The following is an 18,810-nucleotide window of genomic DNA, read 5'->3' as shown; positions in this document are numbered from 1 at the left end:
GCCTACCAGGGGGACTTGTTGTTGCGCAGGCGCTCCAGTGCCTCCTCGAGGATCGCCTTGCCGTCCTTGTCGCTCCGGCGCTCCTTCACGTAGGCCAGGTGCGTCTTGTACGGCTCGTTCTTGGGCGGGGCAGGCGGGGCCTCCTCGTCCTGTCCGGCTGGGAGGCCGCAACGTGGGCAATCCCACATCTCGGGGACCGCCGCGTCGCTGGCGAAACTGGGGCGCGTCTCGTGCATGTTGGCGCACCAGAACGAGACCCGCACTCTCGGAGCTGCCTCGCCGCGCTCGGCCTCCCCCATAGGGCCGGCGCCGACTCGGCTGCCACGGATCGCGTTGCCACTACCCACGGATGAACTCCTCGCTCGATCGCCCCGCGTCGTGACACGGGGGGAGAATCACTGTCACGCGTTAATCAGTTGTCTCAGGGCCGCATGAGCAGGCCGAGAGCGATGATGCAGACGAACCAGACGGTGCCCGTGATGACGGTCAGCCGGTCGAGGTTGCGCTCCACCACCGAGGAACCACCGAAGTTCGACGAGAAACCGCCGCCGAACATGTCAGACAGGCCGCCACCCTTGCCCTTGTGGAGCAGGACGAGCAGGATCATGAGACCGCTCGCCAGGATGAGGGCGATGGAGATTCCGATTTCCACGGTATGCCTGTTCCTTCAGTGCTCTGTTACGCGTGACGATTCAAACTTGCCTCTTGAGGGTACGGCCTGGTGTCAAGTCGCACCCTCAGAACGACTCAGTTAGCCAGGCAATTCGGAGAATCGGCAGATCTTGGCGAACTCCCCGGCATCGATGCTGGCACCGCCCACGAGCGCGCCGTCGACATCGGGTTGAGCCATGATCCCCACGATATTGCCGGACTTGACCGAGCCACCGTAAAGGATACGGACCGCGGAGGCCACTTCGGGGTCGTAGAGCTCCGCGAGTCTGACCCGCAACGCTCCGCAGACCTCCTGGGCGTCCTGCGGGGTGGCCACCTCGCCCGTGCCGATCGCCCACACGGGCTCGTAGGCCACCACTATCGATTTTGCCTGCTCGGCGCTGATTTTGCGCAGGGCGCCGTCGAGTTGACCGAGACTGTGCGCGATGTGGCCGCCCTCTTGGCGCACGGCCAGGCCCTCGCCGACGCACAGGATGGGCGTGAGCGAGTGCCGGTAGGCCGCCTGCACCTTGGCGTTGACGAGGTCGTCGTCCTCGCCGTGGTACTGGCGGCGCTCGGAGTGGCCGATGACCACGTACGTGCAGCCCAGCTTGGCCAGCATGACGCCCGACACCTCGCCGGTGTAGGCGCCGCCGTCGTACTGGGACAGGTCCTGGGCCCCGTAGACGATGCGCAGCTTGTCGCCGTCGACCAGCGTCTGGACGCTGCGCAGGTCGGTGAAGGGCGGCAGGACGGCCACCTCGGCCTTGTCGAAGTCCTTGTCGCTGAGCGCGAACGCCAGCTTCTGGACCAGGGCGATGGCCTCAAGGTGATTGAGGTTCATCTTCCAGTTGCCGGCGATGAGCGGCTTGCGCTGCTGGGCCACCTCAGTCCTCCAGAGCCGCGAGTCCGGGAAGGGTCTTGCCCTCAAGGTATTCCAGGCTGGCCCCGCCGCCGGTGGAGATGTGCGAGAAACCGTCCTCGGGCAGGCCCAGCCTGCGCACGGCCGCCGCGGAGTCGCCGCCGCCGACCACCGTGAAGGCGTCGGAGCCGATGAGCGCCTCGGCCACCGCCCTGGTGCCGCCGGAGAACGCGTCGAACTCGAACACGCCCATCGGCCCGTTCCAGAAGACGGTCTTGGCGTCGGCCAGCTTGCTCGCGAACAGCTCGCGCGTCTTGGGGCCGATGTCGAGCCCCTCGCGGTCGGCCGGGATCGCGGTGGCCTCGACCACCTCGTGCTCGGCGTCGGCCGCGAAGGTGACGGCCGCCACCACGTCGACCGGCAGCACGAGGTCGACGCCCCGCTTGCCGGCCTCGGCGAGGAAGCCGCGCACCTGGTCGAGCTGGTCCTCCTGGAGCAGCGAGCGGCCCACCTCGTGGCCCTGGGCCTTGAGGAAGGTGTAGGCCATGCCGCCGCCGATCAGCAGCCGGTCGACCTTGGTGAGGAGGTTGGCGATGACGCCCAGCTTGTCGGAGACCTTGGCCCCGCCCAGGACGACCACGTAGGGACGCTCGGTGTCCTCGGTCAGCCTGCGCAGCACCTCGACCTCGGCCACGACCAGCCCGCCGGCCGCGTGCGGCAGCAGCTTGGGCACGTCGTAGACGCTGGCGTGCTTGCGGTGCACCGCGCCGAACCCGTCGCCGACGTAGAGCTCGGCCAGGCCGGCCAGCTTCTCGGCGAACGCGCCGCGGACGGCGTCGTCCTTGGACTCCTCGCCCGGCTCGTAGCGCAGGTTCTCCAGCAGGGCGACCTGGCCCTCCTGGAGGGCCTCGACCGTCTGCCGCGCGCTGTCGCCGACCACGTCGGTGGCGAAGGCGACGTCCTGGCCGAGCAGCTCGCCCAGGCGGGCGGCCACCGGCCGGAGCGAGTACTCGGGGTTGACCTTGCCCTTGGGCCTGCCCAGATGGGCGCAGACGACGACCTTGGCGCCGCGCCCGGCCAGCGCCTGGATCGTCGGCACCGACGCCCGGATGCGGCCGTCGTCGGTGATCTTGTCCCCGTCGAGCGGGACGTTGAGGTCGGCGCGCACGAGCACGCGCCGCCCCTTGACGTCGAGATCGTCGAGCGTGCGCATGCTCATGCTCCTGTTCCCGCAGCGGCCTCGACCACGCTCACAGGCCGCGGCCGACCAGCTCGATCAGGTCGGCGAGGCGGTTGGAGTAGCCCCACTCGTTGTCGTACCAGCCGACGACCTTGACCTGGTTGCCGATGACCTTGGTGAGGCCGGCGTCGAAGATGCAGGAGTGGGGGTCGGTGACGATGTCGGAGGAGACGATCTCGTCCTCGGTGTAGCTGAGGATGCCCTTGAGCGGGCCGTCGGCGGCGGCCTTGACCGCGGCGTTGACCTCCTCGGCGGTGACCTCGCGGCTGACGTCGACGGTGAGGTCGGTGGCCGAGCCGGTGGGGATCGGCACGCGCATGGCGAAGCCGTCGAGCTTGCCCTTGAGCTCGGGCAGCACCAGGCCGATGGCCTTGGCCGCGCCGGTGGAGGTGGGCACCACGTTGAGGGCGGCGGCGCGGGCGCGGCGCAGGTCCTTGTGCGGGCCGTCCTGCAGGTTCTGGTCCTGCGTGTAGGCGTGGATGGTGGTCATCAGACCCTTCTCGATGGTGAAGGTGTCGTGGATGACCTTGGCCATCGGGGCCAGGCAGTTGGTGGTGCAGGACGCGTTGGAGATGATCGTGTGGCTGGCCGGGTCGTAGACGTCCTCGTTGACGCCCATCACGATGGTGACGTCCTCGTTCTTGGCCGGCGCGGAGATGATGACCTTCTTGGCGCCGTTGTCGGCGTGCACCTTGGCCTTGGAGGCGTCGGTGAACAGGCCAGTGGACTCCACCACGACGTCGACGCCGAGGTCGCCCCAGGGCAGCTTGGCCGGGTCGCGCTCCGCGAACGCCTTGATCGCCTTGCCGTCGACGGTGATCTCGTCGCTGGAGGCCTTCACCTCGTACGGCAGACGGCCCAGGATGCTGTCGTACTTCAGCAGGTGGGCGAGCGTCGCGTTGTCGGTCAGGTCGTTGACCGCGACGATCTCGATGTCCTTGCCGCTGGCGGCGACCGCGCGCCAGAAGTTGCGACCGATGCGGCCGAAGCCGTTGACGCCTACGCGGATGCTCACGGAAACCGATCTCCTCGAACAGATGGCGGTTGAATCTCAACCACGAACACTATCGGACCCAAATTGGTTTAGACCACTGCAGGTACCGCCCTGCGTATCCCCGTTCAGGGGGCGCAATTTGCGAGCTTCGAGTAAAGTGCCCGACTCGTCGGAGTAAATTCGTGCATTCTCTGGGGGCTGAGATGTCACATAAGCGGTCCGGCCTGCTTCCTGGACTGATCGCGGGGCTGGTCGCCGCGCTGGTCTGCGCGGCGGCCCTGGGGCTCGCGGTGCTGTTCCAGGACCGGCTGCCGAAGGCCGTGGCCACGCTGGGTAACGGCCACGCCCTGTCGGTGACGCTGTCGCTCCTGATCGCGCTGCTGGTCGCCCTGGCCGTGGGCGCGGCCCGCCCGCGCAACCGGGCGCTGCCGGTGGTGGCCGCCCTGTACGCGGCGGCGGCCGTCGCCGGCGGCCAGATCTCGGGCGTGTCCATCACGATCGGCGCCGCGCGGCGCACCTCCGCGACCGGCACGCCCTTCTCCCCGCGGCTCGGCGACATCACGGCGGCCAACGCCGGCGACGGGCTTCCCCGCGCCCTGGCGGCCTACCGCGAGCCGCTCGCGCAGACGTGGCAGATGTGGCTGTACATCGCCGTCGCCGCCGTGGCGGCGCTCCTGCTGGTCACGCTGCGCGTCTTGCGCGTACGCCGCGCCGACCGGGCCGCCCTGGCCGCCCAGGAGGCGGCGGAGGAGGCCGGGCAGGAGTACCGGGCGCCCTTCGAGCCCGCGCAACCGCCCACCCAGTCGGCCGCACAGGCGTCCACGCAGTCGGCCGCACAGGTGCTCGCGCAGTCGCCCGGGCAGCAGGCCGCGCCCGCGGACCTGTTCACGCCGCGCAAGCCCGCCAGGGATTGACCCGGGCCCACTCGGTCGCCGTCGGGCGGCCCACGGCGCGCTTCGTCACGGCGAGCGGCCCGTGAGCCCTCACGACCGGCCATGACGGGCCCGCGGGGACGTCGGCGCGTGCGGGCCACCGCGCGGAGCCGTACGGGATGGGGGTCTCCCGGAACGGCGCCGCGGCGCCCGCACGGCGGCCAGCCCGCTACGGCGCCAGCATGTCGACGGTGAGGTTGGCCTCGGTGTTGGGGATGCCCAGGTCGGAGGCGCGCTTGTCGGCCATCGCCAGCAGCCGCCTGATGCGCCCGGCGATGGCGTCCTTGGTCAGCGGCGGGTCGGCGATCTGGCCCAGCTCCTCCAGCGACGCCTGCTTGTGCTCCACCCGCAGCCGCCCGGCCACCACCAGGTGGTCCGGCGCCTCCTCGCCGAGGATCTCCAGCGCGCGCTGCACCCGCGCGCCCGCGGCGACGGCCGCCCGCGCCGAACGCCGCAGGTTGGCGTCGTCGAAGTTGGCCAGCCGGTTGGCGGTGGCCCGCACCTCGCGGCGCATCCGGCGCTCCTCCCAGGCCAGCACGCTGTCGTGCGCGCCGAGCCGGGTGAGCAGCGCGCTGATCGCGTCGCCGTCGCGGACCACGACGCGGTCGACGCCGCGCACCTCCCGCGCCTTGGCGTGGATCTTCAGCCGCCGGGCCGAGCCGACCAACGCGAGCGCGGCCTCCGGCCCCGGGCAGGTGACCTCCAGGGACATCGAACGCCCCGGCTCGGTCAGCGACCCGTGCGCCAGGAAGGCGCCCCGCCAGGCCGCCTCGGCGTCGCAGGCCGCGCCGGCCACGACCTGCCGGGGCAGGCCGCGCACCGGGCGCCCGTGGTTGTCGATCAGGCCCGTCTGCCGGGCCAGCGCCTCACCGTCGCGGTAGACGCGCACCACGTAGCGCGAGCCCTTGCGCAGCCCGGCCGGCGCGAGCACGAGCACCTCGGCCTTGTGGCCGAACACCTCGCCGATGTCCTTGATCAGCCGCCGCGCGGTGGCGTTGGTGTCGAGCTCGGCCTCGATCACGATGCGGCCGCCCACCAGGTGCAGGCCGCTGGCGAACCGCAGCAGCGTGGAAACCTCCGCCTTGCGGCAGCACGGTTTCAGCACCGGCAGGCGGCTCAGTTCGTCCTTCACCACACCTGTCATCGCCATAAGCGTTAGTCCTTCCCCCATTCAGACCGGCTCCCGCCAGTCTCTCGCACCTTCGCGCCACGCCGACCAGGATCAACGCTTCTGGAGGAAAATCTCGTCCAGGACGGAGGCAAGACGTCGTGGGTCATGCCGGGGCGAGCCGTCGGCCGCGGCCACGTCGGCCAGGACGAGCCGGGCGCCGAGCGCCGCCGCGGCCTTGTCCAGGGCGTCGAGGTCGTCGACCACGCCGGTGTCGGCCAGCACGACGTCGAAGGCCAGGTCGGGGGCGTGCTGGCGGAGCACCTCCAGGTGCTGCTGGGGGGAGAAGTCGTCGGTCTCGCCCGGCTGGGGGGCCAGGTTGAGGGTGACGAGCCGCTTGGCCCTGCTGTCGTGCAGCGCGCGGGCCAGCTCGGGGACCTTCAGGTGCGGCAGCACGCTGGTGAACCACGAGCCCGGCCCGAACACCAGCCAGTCGGCCTCGTGCACCGCGGCGACCGCCTCGGGACGCGCCGGCGGGTCTTCCGGCACCAGGGAGATGGCCTGGACCCGGCCCGGCGTGAGCGCGCAGGCGACCTGGCCGCGCACGGTCGAGGTGACGCCGTCGAGCTCGACCTCGGCCACGATGTCGAGCGGCACCGAGGCCATCGGCAGCACTCTGCCGTGCGCGCCGAGCAGCCGGCCCACCCAGTCGAGGCCGGCCACCGAGTCGCCGAGCAGCTCCCACAGCGCCACGATCAGCAGGTTGCCGACGGCGTGCCCGTGGAGCTCGCCCTCGCTGCGGAAGCGGTGCTGGACGACCTCGCTCCAGGTGATGCCCCACTCGTCGTCGCCGCACAGCGCGGCCAGCGCCATGCGCAGGTCGCCGGGCGGCAGCACGCCGAGCTCGCGGCGCAGCCGGCCGCTGGAGCCGCCGTCGTCGGCCACGGTCACCACCGCGGTCAGCCGGTCGGTCACGACCCGTAAGGCCGACAGCGAGGCGTAGAGCCCGTGGCCGCCGCCGAGGGCCACCACGCGGGGACCGTTCAGCGGATGGGGCAGCCCCGCCTCCATACGTTCATGGGTCACTCCCGCCCCACATCCCGGTGACTGACCTGGACCTCCATGCCGCGGTCGCGCAGGCGGGCGGCGACCTGCTCGGCCATGGCCACGCTGCGGTGCTTGCCGCCCGTGCAGCCCACGGCCAGGGTCGCGTAGCTCTTGCCCTCGCGGGCGTAGCCGGTGGCGACGACCTGCAGGACCTCCTCGTAGGCGTCGAGGAACTCCTTGGCGCCCGGCTGGCCCAGCACGTAGTCGCTGACCGGCGCGTCGAGGCCGTTCATCGGCCGCAGCTCGGGCACCCAGTGGGGGTTGGGCAGGAACCGGCAGTCGACGACGAGGTCGGCGTCGACCGGCAGGCCGTACTTGAACCCGAACGAGACGACGTTGAGCCGCAGCCCCGGACGGTCCTCGCCGCCGAAGTAGGCGACGATCTTGTTGCGCAGGTCGTGGACGTTGTGGGACGAGGTGTCGATCACCAGGTCGGCGTTGGCCCGCACCTCGCGCAGGATGCCGCGCTCGCGGGTGATGCCGTCGACCAGGCGGCCCTCGCCCTGCAGCGGGTGGGGGCGGCGGACGTTCTCGAACCTGCGCACCAGCTCCTCGTCGCTGGCCTCGAGGAAGACGACCCGTACGCGCACGCCGCGGCCCTCCAGCTCCTCGATGGCCGCGTTGAGGTCGGTGGTGAAGGCCAGGCTGCGCACGTCGACGACCGCGGCCACCTTGTCGGCGGCCAGCTTGACCTTGCCCGCCTCCTCCGCCATCGCGAACAGCAGCCCCGGCGGCAGGTTGTCGATGACGAACCAGCCCAGGTCTTCCAGCGCCTTGGCGGCCGTGCTGCGCCCCGCCCCGGACATGCCGGTGACGATGACGAACGCCGGCTCGGTGCTCATGGCCTCACTCCGTTCGCCGACACCCTGCGCTCCCTCGCGGGTGTTCACGATGTATCTCCCTTCAGCGTCGACACGATGACCTCGGCGAGGGCCGGCCCGATGCCGGGAACCTCGCAGATCTCGGTCGCGCTGGCCTCGCGTAGCTTCTTGACGGAGCCGAAGTGCTTGAGCAACGCCTGCCTGCGCGCCGGCCCGAGGCCGGGCACGCCGTCGAGCGCGCTCTCCTTCACTGACTTGGACCTCTTGGAACGATGGTAGGTGATGGCGAACCTGTGTGCTTCGTCGCGGACGCGTTGCAGCAGGTAGAGACCCTCACTTGAACGAGGCATGATCACTGGCTGGTCGTCGCCCGGCAGCCACACCTCCTCCAGCCGCTTGGCCAGGCCGCACACCGCGACGTCGTCGATGCCCAGCTCGTCGAGCGCCCGCTGCGCGGCGGCCGCCTGGGGGCCCGCGCCGTCGACGACGACCAGGTTGGGCGGGTAGGCGAACTTGCGCGGCTTGCCGGTCTCCGGGTCGATGGGACCGTGGCCGTCGTCGTCCTCGGCGGCCAGTTCGCCGGTGGCCGAACGTTCCTCCAGGTAGCGCCGGAACCGCCGCATGATCACCTCGTGGATCGAGGCGACGTCGCCCTCCTTGGTCTTGATCGCGAAGCGCCGGTACTCGCTCTTGCGCGCCAGACCGTCCTCGAAGACCACCATGGACGCCACGACGTTCTCGCCCTGCAGATGGGAGACGTCGTAGCACTCGACACGCAGCGGGACCTGGTCGAGGTCGAGCGCGTCGGCGATCTCCTGCAGCGCCTTGCTGCGCGTGGTCAGGTCGCCGGCGCGGCGGATCTTGTGCTGGGCCAGGGACTCCTTGGCGTTGCGCTCGACGGTCTCCATCAGCGCCTTCTTGTCGCCACGCTGCGGGACGCGCACCTCGACCCGGGCCCTGCGCTGCTCGGTCAGCAGCTCGGCGACCGCCTCGGCGTCGGGCGGCAGGGCGGGCACGAGCACCTCGCGCGGCATCGACTCGGGGCCGGCCTCGCCGTACATCTGCAGCAGGAACTGCTCGACCAGCTCGCCGGGCGAGGTCTCCTCGACCTTGTCGACCACCCAGCCCCGCTGACCGCGGATGCGGCCCCCGCGCACGTAGAACACCTGGACGGCGGCCTCCAGCGGGTCCTCGGCCAGCGCGATCACGTCGGCGTCGGTGGCCTCGCCGAGCACCACGGCCTGCTTCTCCAGCGCGCGCTGCAGCGCCTGGATGTCGTCGCGCAGCCGGGCCGCCCGCTCGTACTCCTGCTCGGCGGCGGCCTCGCGCATGTCCTTCTCAAGGCGCTTGATGAAGCGGGTGGTGTTGCCCGCCATGAAGTCGCAGAAGTCTTCGGCCAGCTCGCGGTGCTCCTGCGGGGTCACCCGGCCCACGCACGGCGCCGAGCACTTGTCGATGTAGCCCAGCAGGCACGGACGGCCGATCTGCCCGGCCCGCTTGAACACCCCGGCGCTGCACGTGCGCACCGGGAAGACGCGCAGCAGCAGGTCGACGGTCTCGCGGATGGCCCAGGCGTGCGAGTAGGGCCCGAAGTAGCGGGTGCCCTTGCGCTTGGCGCCCCGCAGGACCTGGACGCGCGGGAAGTCCTCCCCCATCGTCACCGCGAGGTAGGGGTAGGACTTGTCGTCGCGGTACTTGACGTTGAAGCGCGGGTCGAACTCCTTGATCCAGGAGTATTCGAGCTGCAACGCCTCGACCTCGGTGCCGACGACGGTCCAGTCGACGTCGGCGGCCGTGGTGAGCATCGACTGGGTGCGCGGGTGCAGCGCGGAGAAGTCGGCGAAGTAGGAGTTGAGCCGCTGCCGCAGGCTCTTGGCCTTGCCGACGTAGATCACCCGGCCGTGCGCGTCCCTGAACCGGTAGACCCCCGGGGACTCGGGGATCGAACCTGGTCTGGGCCGGAAACTCAAGGGGCTGCCCGCTGCTCTCGCCACGGTCAAAGACTAGTAGGCGCCACCGACAAGGTGACCCGCCGAGCCATCGGACGGCACTACGGGACCGACCACGTTCCGGGCCGGGCCATGGGCCAGGCCCGGGGTCACTCCACGGGTCAGGCCAGGGTGATCTGGTCGCCCTCCACCTTGATCTGCTGGGCGGCCAGCGGCTTGTCGGCCGGCCCGTCGGTGACCGAGCCGTCGGCGATGTCGAACTTGCTGCCGTGGCACGGGCACACGATCGCGCCGTCCGCGACGCTGCCCACGGGGCAGCCCTTGTGCGTGCAGATCGCGCTGAACGCCTTGAACTCGCCCGCCGTCGGCTGCGTCACCACGATCTTCTGGTCCTTGAAGATCGTGCCGCCGCCGACGGGGATGTCGGCGGTCTTGGCCAGCGCGCCGCCGGCCTGCGGGGCGTTCGACTGCGGGGCGCCGGACTGCGATGCGCCCGGCTGGGCGGCGCTCGACTGGCCGCCCGCGTCGGGGGCGGTGGCCGCCGGGGTCTCGGCGTTTCCGCCGCAGGCGCTGATCGCCAGGGCCAGCCCGCCCGCGCCCACGCCCGCTATCACTGCCCGACGGCTTCGAAGGTCATCTCCCATGCGTCCCACCCAACCGGAGGCAGGTGAGAAATTCATGAGACGGGGATTAGGCGAGTCTGATCTTGTCGCCGTCCACGGTGATCTTCTTCTCGGCGAGCGGCGCGCCGGCGGGGCCGTCGGCCACCGAGCCGTCCTCGATCTTGAACTTGCTGCCGTGGCAGGGGCAGTTGATGGTGCCGTTCGAGACGCTGGCGACCGTGCATCCCGCATGGGTGCAGATCGCTGTGAACGCCTTGAACTCCCCCTCGGTCGGCTGCGTCACCACGACCTTCTGGTCCTTGAAGACCGCGCCGCCGCCCACCTGGATGTCGCCGGTGTCGGCCAGCGCCTTGGCCTTCTTCTTCGCCTTCTTCTTGGGCTCCGACGACGGCTCCCCGGCGGCCGTGTCGTCGGTGGCCGGCGCCTCGTTCGCCGCCGTCGTCGGCGAACCGTAGCTCGCGCACGCCGTCAGAACCGCCGCGAGCCCGGCGCCTCCGGCGCCGAGCATGACCGTCCGGCGCGTCGTTTCTGTCATGGTGCGTCCTCCCAGGTCTCGGTCTCACATGCAGGTACGGCCGGCGCCCCGCACCGGTTCAGCCTGCACGCCCCCAATCCCGAAAACCACGCACAATTACCCAGAACAAACACACGCTCAAATCACGACGATGCCGTCGCCCTCCACCTTGACGTGGTAGACCGTCAGCGGCGCGGTCGCGGGCCCCTTGGTGGCCTGGCCGCTGTCGGCGGCGAACTCGCTGCCGTGGCACGCACACGTGATGACGTTGTCCTTCGGCGTGCCCACCATGCATCCCTTGTGCGTGCAGACCGCGCTGAACGCCTTGTAGACGCCCTTCGTGGGCTGCGTGACCACGATCCGCCACTCCTGCACGATCGTGCCGCCGCCGACGGGCACGTCCGCCGTCTTGGCCAGCACCTTGCCCTTGATCCCCGACGCCGGTTGCGCCTTGGCGTCCCCAGCTCCGCACCCTGCCAGCGCCAGCCCGCACGCGGCCACCCCGGCCACGCCGAGCATCTCGCGCCGCCCGAGGCCGCCGCCGGTTTCGGGCATGGCTTCGCCCTGATTCGTCACCGTCATGAATTAGCCGACCCTTCGCGTCTGCGCCGACCCCCAGCAGGTCAAGCCGTTACCCGTGCTTCAACTTTATTGGCCCCACCCCTCGGTCCGCCCATCGGGTGACCGATACGGTCACCGTCGCGGCAACGAGCGGTCGGCGCACGGTCCGCGCACGGTCAGCGGACGGTATGCCCGCGGTCAGCGCCGGGCGCGAGCGTGTCGCTCATGACACTCACCGAGACTCCCATCCCCACGACGTCCGGGCCGCGCTGGTGGCGGCGTCCGTGGGTCGCTCCGCTCGCGGTGCTGGCGATCGCGTTCGTCGCCTTCTCGCTGCCGCCGTACCTGTCGCTGGACCCGAGCCGGTCGCGGGTGCCCGCGCCCGACTTCTTCCCGCCGCACTTCGCGGTGCTCTCCCTGCACGTGATCTTCGGCTCGATCGCGATGATCTCGTGCTGCCTGCAGGTCTGGCCGTGGTTCCGCGCCCGCCATCCGCGGGCGCACCGCATGATCGGCCGGGTGTACGTCTTCGGCGGCTGCCTGCCCGGCGGCCTGCTGGGCCTGGTGGTCAGCCTGGCCACGCCCTTCGGCCCGGTGACCAGGGCCAGCGGGGTGGTGCTGGCGCTGCTCTGGCTGGGCTGCACGCTGGCCGGCTGGCGGATGGCCAGGCAGCGCAGGTTCGTCGATCACCGCAGGTGGATGATCCGCAGCTTCGCCCTGACGATGTCGATCATCACCAACCGCCTGTGGGGCGCGGTGTTCGTCATCACGCTGTCACCGCAGCTCGACACCACCTTCCACGGCGACCAGGCGCTGCTGGCCGCCACGGTCGGCGCGCTGAGCGCCTGGCTGGGCTGGGTGCTGCCGCTGCTGTTCGCCGAGTGGTGGCTGGAGCGCGGCGACGCCGCCAAGCGCCGCCGCCGCGCCCGAACCACCCCCCTGACTCCCGCCGACCCCCGAGTCACCACCTGACCCGGGTGCGGCCCAGCCGCACCCGAACCACCACCCGACCCACAGCGAGACCCAGCCGCACCCGACCCACAGTGAGACGCGGCCGCGCCCGAGCCGGTGCCCTGCCTCAGAGCGAAAGGATCTTGCGCAGGAAGCGCCCGGTGTGGCTCTCGTTGACCAGCGCCACCTCTTCGGGCGTGCCCGCGGCCACGAGCGTGCCGCCGCGGGACCCGCCTTCGGGGCCCATGTCGATGATCCAGTCGGCGGTCTTGATGACGTCGAGGTTGTGCTCGATGACGATCACCGTGTTCCCGCCGTCGACCAGCCGCCCGAGAACGCCGAGCAAGCGGCGGATGTCCTCGAAGTGCAGGCCGGTGGTGGGCTCGTCGAGCACGTAGATCGTCCGGCCGGTCTGGCGGCGCTGCAGCTCGGAGGCGAGCTTGACGCGCTGCGCCTCGCCGCCGGACAGTGTGGTCGCCGGCTGCCCGAGCCGCACGTAGCCCAGGCCGACGTCGTTGAGCGTCTGCAGGTGCCGCTTGATCGCCGGGATCGCGTCGAAGAAGGCCAGCGCCTCCTCGATCGGCATGTCGAGCACCTCGGCGATCGTCTTGCCCTTGTAGTGGACCTCCAGCGTCTCCCGGTTGTACCGGGCGCCGTGGCAGACCTCACAGGGGACGTAGACGTCCGGCAGGAAGTTCATCTCGATCTTGATCGTGCCGTCACCCGCGCACGCCTCGCAGCGCCCGCCCTTGACGTTGAAGCTGAACCGCCCGGGCTGGTAGCCGCGCACCTTGGCCTCGGCCGTCTGGGCGAACAGCTTGCGCACGTGGTCGAAGACCCCGGTGTACGTGGCCGGGTTGGAGCGCGGCGTACGGCCGATCGGCGACTGGTCGACGTGCACGACCTTGTCCACCTGGTCCATGCCGTTGATGCGGGAGTGCCGCCCCGGCACCGTGCGGGCGCCGTTGAGCTCCTTGGCCAGCGCGTTGTAGAGGATGTCGTTGACCAGCGTCGACTTGCCCGAACCCGACACGCCGGTCACCGCCGTGAACACGCCCAGCGGGAACTCGATGTCGACGCCCTTGAGGTTGTGCTCGCGTGCGCCCTTGACCGTGATCTGCCGCTTCTTGTCGCGCTTGCGGCGCTTGGCCGGGATCGGGATGCTCCGGCGCCCCGACAGGTACTGGCCGGTCATGGACTCCTCGCTGGCGAGGAGCTCCTGGACGGTGCCGGACACCACGACCTGGCCACCGTGCTCGCCGGCGCCGGGGCCGATGTCGACCACCCAGTCGGCGGCGGCGATGGTGTCCTCGTCGTGCTCGACGACGATCAGCGTGTTGCCCATGTCGCGCAGCCTGATCAGCGTGTCGAGCAGGCGCATGTTGTCACGCTGGTGCAGGCCGATGGACGGCTCGTCCAGCACGTAGAGGACGCCGACCAGCCCGGAGCCGATCTGCGTGGCCAGCCGGATGCGCTGGGCCTCGCCACCGGCGAGGGTGGCGGCGGCGCGGTCCATGGTGAGGTAGTCGAGGCCGACGTCGAGCAGGAAGCCCATGCGGGCGTTGATCTCCTTGACCACCCGCTCGGCGATGTGCATGTCACGGTCGGACAGCTTCAGCTCGGCCAGGAACTTGGCGCACTCGCCGATCGACATGGCCGCGACCTCGGCGATCGACCTGTCGTCGACCGTGACGGCGAGGGTGACCGGCTTGAGCCGGGCGCCCTTGCAGGCCGGGCACGGGATCTCGCGCATGTAGCCCTCGAAGCGCTCGCGCGTGGCGTCGCTCTCGGCCTCGGCGTGCCGGCGCTGCACCCAGGGGATGACGCCGTCGAAGGTGGTGTAGTAGGAGCGCTGGCGGCCGTAGCGGTTGCTGTAGCGGACGTGCACCTGCTCGTCGTGGCCGTACAGCAGCGACTTCTGGGCCTTCTTGGGCAGCCGCTCCCACGGCGTGTCGAGGGTGAACCCGACCGTGTGGCCGAGCGCCTCGATCAGCCTGACGAAGTATTCGCTGGTGTGGCCGCCCGACCACGGGTGCAGCGCGCCGTCGCCGAGCGTGCGCTCGGGGTCGGGCACCACCAGGTCGGGGTCGACCTCCATCTTGGTGCCGAGGCCGGTGCACTCGGGGCAGGCGCCGAAGGGCGAGTTGAAGGAGAACGAGCGCGGCTCCAGCTCCTCGAACGACAGGTCGTCGTAGGGGCAGTAGAGGTGCTCGGAGTAGAAGCGCTCCCGGCCCGGGTCGTCTTCCGGCAGGTCGACGAACTCCAGCGTGATCGTGCCGCCGGACAGCTGCAGCGCGGTCTCGACGGAGTCGGTGAGCCGGCGGCGCGAGGACTCCTTGACCGACAGGCGGTCGACGATGACCTCGATGTCGTGTTTCTCGTACTTCTTCAGCGTCGGCGGCTCCTCCAGCCGCACGACCGTGCCGTCGACCCTGGCCCGCGCGAAGCCCTTGGTCTGCAGCTCGCGGAACAGCTCGGCGTATTCGCCCTTGCGGCCGCGGATGACGGGGGCGAGCACCTGGAAACGGGTGCCCTCCTCCAGGTCCATCACGCGGTCGACGATCTGCTGCGGCATCTGGCGGGCGATCGGACGGCCGCAGGCCGGGCAGTGGGGCTTGCCGATGCGCGCCCACAGCAGGCGCAGGTAGTCGTAGACCTCGGTGATGGTGCCGACGGTCGAGCGGGGGTTCTTGCTGGTGGCCTTCTGGTCGATGGACACCGCGGGCGACAGGCCCTCGATGAAGTCGACGTCGGGTTTGTCCATCTGGCCGAGGAACTGGCGGGCGTAGGCCGACAAGGACTCGACGTAGCGCCGCTGGCCCTCAGCGAAGATCGTGTCAAAGGCCAGGCTCGACTTGCCGGAGCCGGAGAGGCCGGTGAAGACGATCAGCGAGTCTCGCGGCAGGTCAAGCGAGACGTCCTTGAGGTTGTGTTCTCGTGCACCACGCACGATCAGGCGGTCTGCCACGGCGATCCCGGAGGTCGAAAGGCGGATAGGTCCACGGGGGATGGTAGACGGGGGCACCGACATTTTCGGCGAGCCGATCCCCGGCCCCCGAAAATCCGTCCTTCACAGGTTACGGCCATCTCCCGCGTCGGCAGGAGCCCTTTGAGAGTCAACCACTTGACCTGCCACTTTATGCCCGAGCCGACCTTGGACACCTAAGTGATGAAATATCTGGACATGACTGTTCTACCCGCGGTGCAGGCCGAACTCGCCTCCGCGACCGACCGGCTGCTGGCCACGGCCGCGTCCCTGTCCGACGCCGACGTCGCGGCCCCGTCCCTGCTGCCCGGCTGGACCAGAGGGCACGTGCTCGCCCACCTGGCCGGCAACGCCCGCTCCCATCTCCGCCTGCTCGCCTGGGCGAGGACGGGCGTCGAGACCCCGCAGTACCCCTCCGTGGAGGCCAGGGCCGCCGAGATCGAGGCCGCCGCCGCCCGTCCGGCCGCGCGCCACCTGGCCGACCTGGCCGGCAGCGCCGCCCGCCTGGCCGCCGCGATCCGCGACCTGCCCGCCGAGGCGTGGCAGGCGTCCGTACGGGGCATGCGGCCGCCGTCGCATCCGGCCTGGTACGTCCTGGTACGCCGGCTGCGTGAGGTGGGCATGCACCACGTGGACCTCGCCGCCGGGTACGGCCCCCACGACTGGCCGCAGACGTTCGTCCACCGCGAACTGCACGACCTCCGCCGATCCTGGCCGTACGGCCGCAGCACGGTGAGCGAGGTCGTCCTGACCGGCAAGCCGGGGCAAAGGTGGCAGAACCTCGGCCACGGCCCGGCGGTCCAGGGCCGGCCGGCCGACATGCTGGCCTGGTTGACGGGAAGGTCGGAGGGCGAGGGCGTTACCCTGGTGCCCGCGGGACAGCCGTCGCCGCCTGGTGACGATGGCGCGCTCCTTCCCGAGCCGCCGCCGTGGCTGACGATGCCGGCTCCCGCTGATCTGCCCGCGACGCCCCCGAAGGACTATCCATGACCTACACCGGCGACGTCCGGGTCGGCGGCCCCGCCGACGTGCGCGAGCTGCCCGCCCTGACCATCTCCAAGCTGGCGGTCGGCCCCCACGACAACAACGCCTACCTGCTGCGCTCCACCGAGACCGGCGACGAGCTGCTGATCGACGCCGCGGCCGACGCCGACCGGCTACTGGCGCTCGTCGGCGACCAGCCGCTCGGCGCGATCGTCACCACCCACCAGCACGGCGACCACTGGCAGGCCCTCGAACAGGTCTCCAGGGTCACCGGCGCCGAGGTGATCGCCCATCCGCTCGACGCGCCCGGCCTGCCCGTCCCCGTCGGCCGCACGGTCGACCACGGCGACACGATCGCCCTGGGCCCGGTCAGCCTGGAGGTCATACACCTGCGCGGCCATACCCCGGGCTCGATCGCGCTGCTCTACGACGGCGGCCCCGACGGCCGTCACCTGTTCACCGGCGACTCCCTGTTCCCCGGTGGGGTGGGCAACACCGGCAGGGACCCGGAGCGCTTCGAGCGGCTCTACACCGACGTGACCGAGCGCGTCTTCGACCGCCTGCCCGACGACACCTGGGTCTACCCCGGCCACGGCAAGGACACGACGCTCGGCGCCGAACGTCCGTCGCTGCCGGAGTGGAAGGCCAGAGGCTGGTAGCTCACCTGCCCGCGGCCAGCACGCGCACGATGCGCCCGGCCGCCAGGGCGGGATCGTCGGCCAGGCCCACGAGCTCGCCCCACGACCAGCGGTAGAACCACCCTTCGGGCAGTGGCACGCAGTCGATCGTCTCGGCCAGCAGCGCGGTGTCGGGATCGCTGATCCGCAGCGCGGGCGGGTTGGCCCGCAGGGTGGCGGTCAGCCCGCGCTGCTCCAGCTCGGTGGCCAGCTTGCCGAGGTAGTACGTACGCGTGTGCTCGCGCGGCATGGCCGACATGAATCCATCAAAGCCGAAGATGGATGAAAAATCCCCTAGTTGCCGATTCGCTCGGCTTCCTTGCGCAGCTCCCGCTTGTAGAACAACATGCGCAGCGGGATCGCCGCGACGAGCGCGATCTGCATGGTCGCGCCGATCTTGATCGGCAGGTCGCCGCCTTCCGGCCAGGCCACCCAGAACGTGAGGAAGGCCACGTTCACCATGATCCACCCGAGGACGACCGCCGCGAGCTGACCCTTCGGCTTGGGGTACTCGATCCGGCTGACCATCAGCCAGGCCACGCCGAGCACCGCGAACAGCGCCCAGATGCTGGGCTGGAACAGCAGCACGATGGAGATCACGGTCATGGCGCCCATGGGGATGGGCAGGCCCATGAAGTCGCCGCTCTTGGTCTTGACGCACGCGAAGCGCGCCAGGCGTACGACACCGGCGACCAGCACGGCCGCCGCGGCGGTGACCACCGCGATGAACGGCACCGAAGGCGGCGCGCCGACACCCCAGATCACGACCATGAACGCGGGCGCGAACCCGAAGCTGATCACGTCGGCCAGGTTGTCCAGTTCGGCGCCCATCGCCGAGGCGCGGAAGCGCCGCGCGACGAGCCCGTCGAACAAGTCGCAGGTCGCGCCGATGAGCAGCAGGACGATCGCCGTGGCGAAGTAGCTCGGCGTGGGCGTGAACTTGCCGTCGGCGACCGTGAGCTGCTGAATCGCCGAGTAGGCCAGGACGCAGACGGCGAGGAATCCGCAGACCGCGTTGCCCAGCGAGAGCGAGTCCGCGGCGGACAGGCGGAACGCCTTGCCCACGGGACCGCGGGGCTCTTCCTCGCCTGCCTGCCAGCTGCCGGCGTCAGCCGTGGTCAATTCTGGTCACCCCCGCAACCGTCTTCTCCCCCACGGTGACCGCGGGCGAGATGCCTTCGGGAAGGTAGATGTCGACCCGCGAGCCGAACCGGATGAGCCCGATGCGCTCGGTCTGCGCCACCTTGGCCCCGGCGCTCAGGTACGGCACGATCCGGCGCGCCACGGCGCCCGCGATCTGCACCATCTCGATGTCGCCCAGCGCGGTCTCGAAATGCCACACCACGCGCTCGTTCTGGTCACTGTCCTTGTTGAACGCCGGCAGGAACCCACCTGCGACATGCTGCACGGACGTGACATTTCCCGCAAGAGGGGCACGATTGACGTGCACGTTCAGGGGGCTCATGAAGATCGCGACGCGGGTGCGGCCGTCCGGCCAGGGGTCGATGCTCTGCACCACGCCGTCGGCGGGCGACAGGATGCGCCCCTCGCCAGGAGTGCGCTCGGGGTCGCGGAAGAACCAGAGCATGCCGCCCGTGAGCGCACCCAGCGGGGCCGCAGCCAGGGCCCAGCGCCGGTCTCGGCGCGTCAGCAGCGCGGTGGCGGCCGCCGCGGCCGCCGTCGGGAGGAGCCACGGGGAGACCCCGCGCGCGAGCCGGACGCGGCTCGACTTAGCAGAATCGTCTGACACGTACAACCTTTGGTGGTGACTGGACTAGGCGCTTTGCCATGCTGTTACGGAACTCGCAACTATTACACGGCGCAACTACACAAGCAAAGCGCCTCGATAG

General features: G+C 70.5%; 20 protein-coding genes. 4 read left to right on the top strand and 16 right to left on the bottom strand.

Features of this window, described 5'->3' with window-relative positions; translation table 11 throughout:
- Positions 1 to 2: 2 nt before the first annotated feature.
- From ACIBST_RS32440 to gap, 5 genes are all read right to left on the bottom strand, one after another.
- A complete protein-coding gene (locus ACIBST_RS32440; protein WP_082310244.1) occupies positions 3 to 347 on the bottom strand; it encodes an RNA polymerase-binding protein RbpA in 345 nt (114 codons plus the stop codon).
- A 74-nt stretch (positions 348 to 421) separates the two neighbouring features.
- Complete coding sequence (secG, locus tag ACIBST_RS32435; RefSeq protein WP_090942947.1) at positions 422 to 652, bottom strand: preprotein translocase subunit SecG; 231 nt, start codon at positions 650 to 652, stop codon at positions 422 to 424.
- Positions 653 to 751: 99 nt separating this feature from the next.
- On the bottom strand, positions 752 to 1,537 hold the full coding sequence (tpiA, locus tag ACIBST_RS32430; protein ID WP_397177191.1) for a triose-phosphate isomerase: 786 nt from the start codon (positions 1,535 to 1,537) through the stop codon (positions 752 to 754).
- Between the two features lies 1 nt (position 1,538).
- Positions 1,539 to 2,726 carry a phosphoglycerate kinase gene (locus ACIBST_RS32425; protein WP_397177189.1) on the bottom strand — a complete coding sequence of 396 codons (1,188 nt, stop codon included), beginning with the start codon at positions 2,724 to 2,726 and terminating at the stop codon, positions 1,539 to 1,541.
- A 37-nt stretch (positions 2,727 to 2,763) separates the two neighbouring features.
- Positions 2,764 to 3,768 carry a type I glyceraldehyde-3-phosphate dehydrogenase gene (gene gap / locus ACIBST_RS32420; protein WP_397177188.1) on the bottom strand — a complete coding sequence of 335 codons (1,005 nt, stop codon included), beginning with the start codon at positions 3,766 to 3,768 and terminating at the stop codon, positions 2,764 to 2,766.
- Between the two features lie 182 nt (positions 3,769 to 3,950).
- On the opposite strand from gap, the gene ACIBST_RS32415 reads away from it, so the two are divergent.
- Positions 3,951 to 4,661 carry a hypothetical protein gene (locus tag ACIBST_RS32415; RefSeq protein ID WP_397177186.1) on the top strand — a complete coding sequence of 237 codons (711 nt, stop codon included), beginning with the start codon at positions 3,951 to 3,953 and terminating at the stop codon, positions 4,659 to 4,661.
- A 187-nt stretch (positions 4,662 to 4,848) separates the two neighbouring features.
- On the opposite strand, the gene whiA is transcribed toward ACIBST_RS32415, so the two are convergent.
- The 7 genes from whiA to ACIBST_RS32380 all read right to left on the bottom strand — a co-directional run bounded on the left by whiA (position 4,849) and on the right by ACIBST_RS32380 (position 11,356).
- The gene (whiA, locus tag ACIBST_RS32410) at positions 4,849 to 5,829 is read right to left on the bottom strand and encodes a DNA-binding protein WhiA (RefSeq protein WP_138714326.1); all 981 of its coding nucleotides are present in this window, start codon (positions 5,827 to 5,829) and stop codon (positions 4,849 to 4,851) included.
- 72 nt (positions 5,830 to 5,901) lie between these two features.
- Positions 5,902 to 6,858: a uridine diphosphate-N-acetylglucosamine-binding protein YvcK gene (gene yvcK / locus ACIBST_RS32405; RefSeq protein ID WP_387680348.1), complete on the bottom strand. Its 957-nt coding sequence runs from the start codon at positions 6,856 to 6,858 to the stop codon at positions 5,902 to 5,904.
- Positions 6,859 to 6,869: 11 nt separating this feature from the next.
- Entirely contained in the window at positions 6,870 to 7,736 is an 867-nt protein-coding gene (rapZ, locus tag ACIBST_RS32400; RefSeq protein ID WP_357705735.1) for an RNase adapter RapZ, read from the bottom strand.
- Between the two features lie 44 nt (positions 7,737 to 7,780).
- Positions 7,781 to 9,685, bottom strand: a complete 1,905-nt coding sequence (uvrC, locus tag ACIBST_RS32395) for an excinuclease ABC subunit UvrC (protein ID WP_397177560.1) — start codon at positions 9,683 to 9,685, stop codon at positions 7,781 to 7,783.
- 140 nt (positions 9,686 to 9,825) lie between these two features.
- Entirely contained in the window at positions 9,826 to 10,278 is a 453-nt protein-coding gene (locus tag ACIBST_RS32390) for a Rieske (2Fe-2S) protein (RefSeq protein ID WP_397177184.1), read from the bottom strand.
- Positions 10,279 to 10,354: 76 nt separating this feature from the next.
- Entirely contained in the window at positions 10,355 to 10,822 is a 468-nt protein-coding gene (locus ACIBST_RS32385) for a Rieske (2Fe-2S) protein (protein ID WP_397177183.1), read from the bottom strand.
- A 117-nt stretch (positions 10,823 to 10,939) separates the two neighbouring features.
- Complete coding sequence (locus tag ACIBST_RS32380) at positions 10,940 to 11,356, bottom strand: Rieske (2Fe-2S) protein (protein WP_397177181.1); 417 nt, start codon at positions 11,354 to 11,356, stop codon at positions 10,940 to 10,942.
- Positions 11,357 to 11,587: 231 nt separating this feature from the next.
- Here ACIBST_RS32380 and ACIBST_RS32375 point away from each other — a divergent pair, with 231 nt between their 5' ends.
- A complete protein-coding gene (locus ACIBST_RS32375; protein WP_397177180.1) occupies positions 11,588 to 12,334 on the top strand; it encodes a DUF2306 domain-containing protein in 747 nt (248 codons plus the stop codon).
- A gap of 106 nt (positions 12,335 to 12,440) precedes the next feature.
- Here the strand turns inward: ACIBST_RS32375 and uvrA are convergent, their stop codons facing one another.
- Complete coding sequence (gene uvrA / locus ACIBST_RS32370; protein WP_352323036.1) at positions 12,441 to 15,281, bottom strand: excinuclease ABC subunit UvrA; 2,841 nt, start codon at positions 15,279 to 15,281, stop codon at positions 12,441 to 12,443.
- Positions 15,282 to 15,497: 216 nt separating this feature from the next.
- On the opposite strand from uvrA, the gene ACIBST_RS32365 reads away from it, so the two are divergent.
- The gene (locus ACIBST_RS32365) at positions 15,498 to 16,289 is read left to right on the top strand and encodes a maleylpyruvate isomerase family mycothiol-dependent enzyme (protein ID WP_397177178.1); all 792 of its coding nucleotides are present in this window, start codon (positions 15,498 to 15,500) and stop codon (positions 16,287 to 16,289) included.
- Positions 16,286 to 16,942: an MBL fold metallo-hydrolase gene (locus ACIBST_RS32360; RefSeq protein WP_397177176.1), complete on the top strand. Its 657-nt coding sequence runs from the start codon at positions 16,286 to 16,288 to the stop codon at positions 16,940 to 16,942. The genes ACIBST_RS32365 and ACIBST_RS32360 overlap by 4 nt, the downstream gene beginning before the upstream one ends.
- Position 16,943: 1 nt before the next feature.
- On the opposite strand, the gene ACIBST_RS32355 is transcribed toward ACIBST_RS32360, so the two are convergent.
- From ACIBST_RS32355 to ACIBST_RS32345, 3 genes are read right to left on the bottom strand one after another with little or no spacing between them, the layout of a single operon-like run.
- Positions 16,944 to 17,219: a hypothetical protein gene (locus tag ACIBST_RS32355; RefSeq protein WP_364340010.1), complete on the bottom strand. Its 276-nt coding sequence runs from the start codon at positions 17,217 to 17,219 to the stop codon at positions 16,944 to 16,946.
- 35 nt (positions 17,220 to 17,254) lie between these two features.
- Positions 17,255 to 18,082 carry a CDP-diacylglycerol--serine O-phosphatidyltransferase gene (gene pssA / locus ACIBST_RS32350; protein ID WP_357983442.1) on the bottom strand — a complete coding sequence of 276 codons (828 nt, stop codon included), beginning with the start codon at positions 18,080 to 18,082 and terminating at the stop codon, positions 17,255 to 17,257.
- Positions 18,069 to 18,710 carry a phosphatidylserine decarboxylase gene (locus ACIBST_RS32345; RefSeq protein ID WP_352329585.1) on the bottom strand — a complete coding sequence of 214 codons (642 nt, stop codon included), beginning with the start codon at positions 18,708 to 18,710 and terminating at the stop codon, positions 18,069 to 18,071. Before ACIBST_RS32345 ends, pssA begins: the two co-directional genes overlap by 14 nt.
- Positions 18,711 to 18,810 lie beyond the last annotated feature (100 nt).

The sequence above is a fragment of the Nonomuraea sp. NPDC049684 genome (assembly GCF_044465345.1).
Lineage (GTDB): Bacteria > Actinomycetota > Actinomycetes > Streptosporangiales > Streptosporangiaceae > Nonomuraea.
The sequence above is the reverse complement of the archived record's forward strand: the minus strand, read 5'-3'. Positions and strand labels throughout refer to the sequence as shown.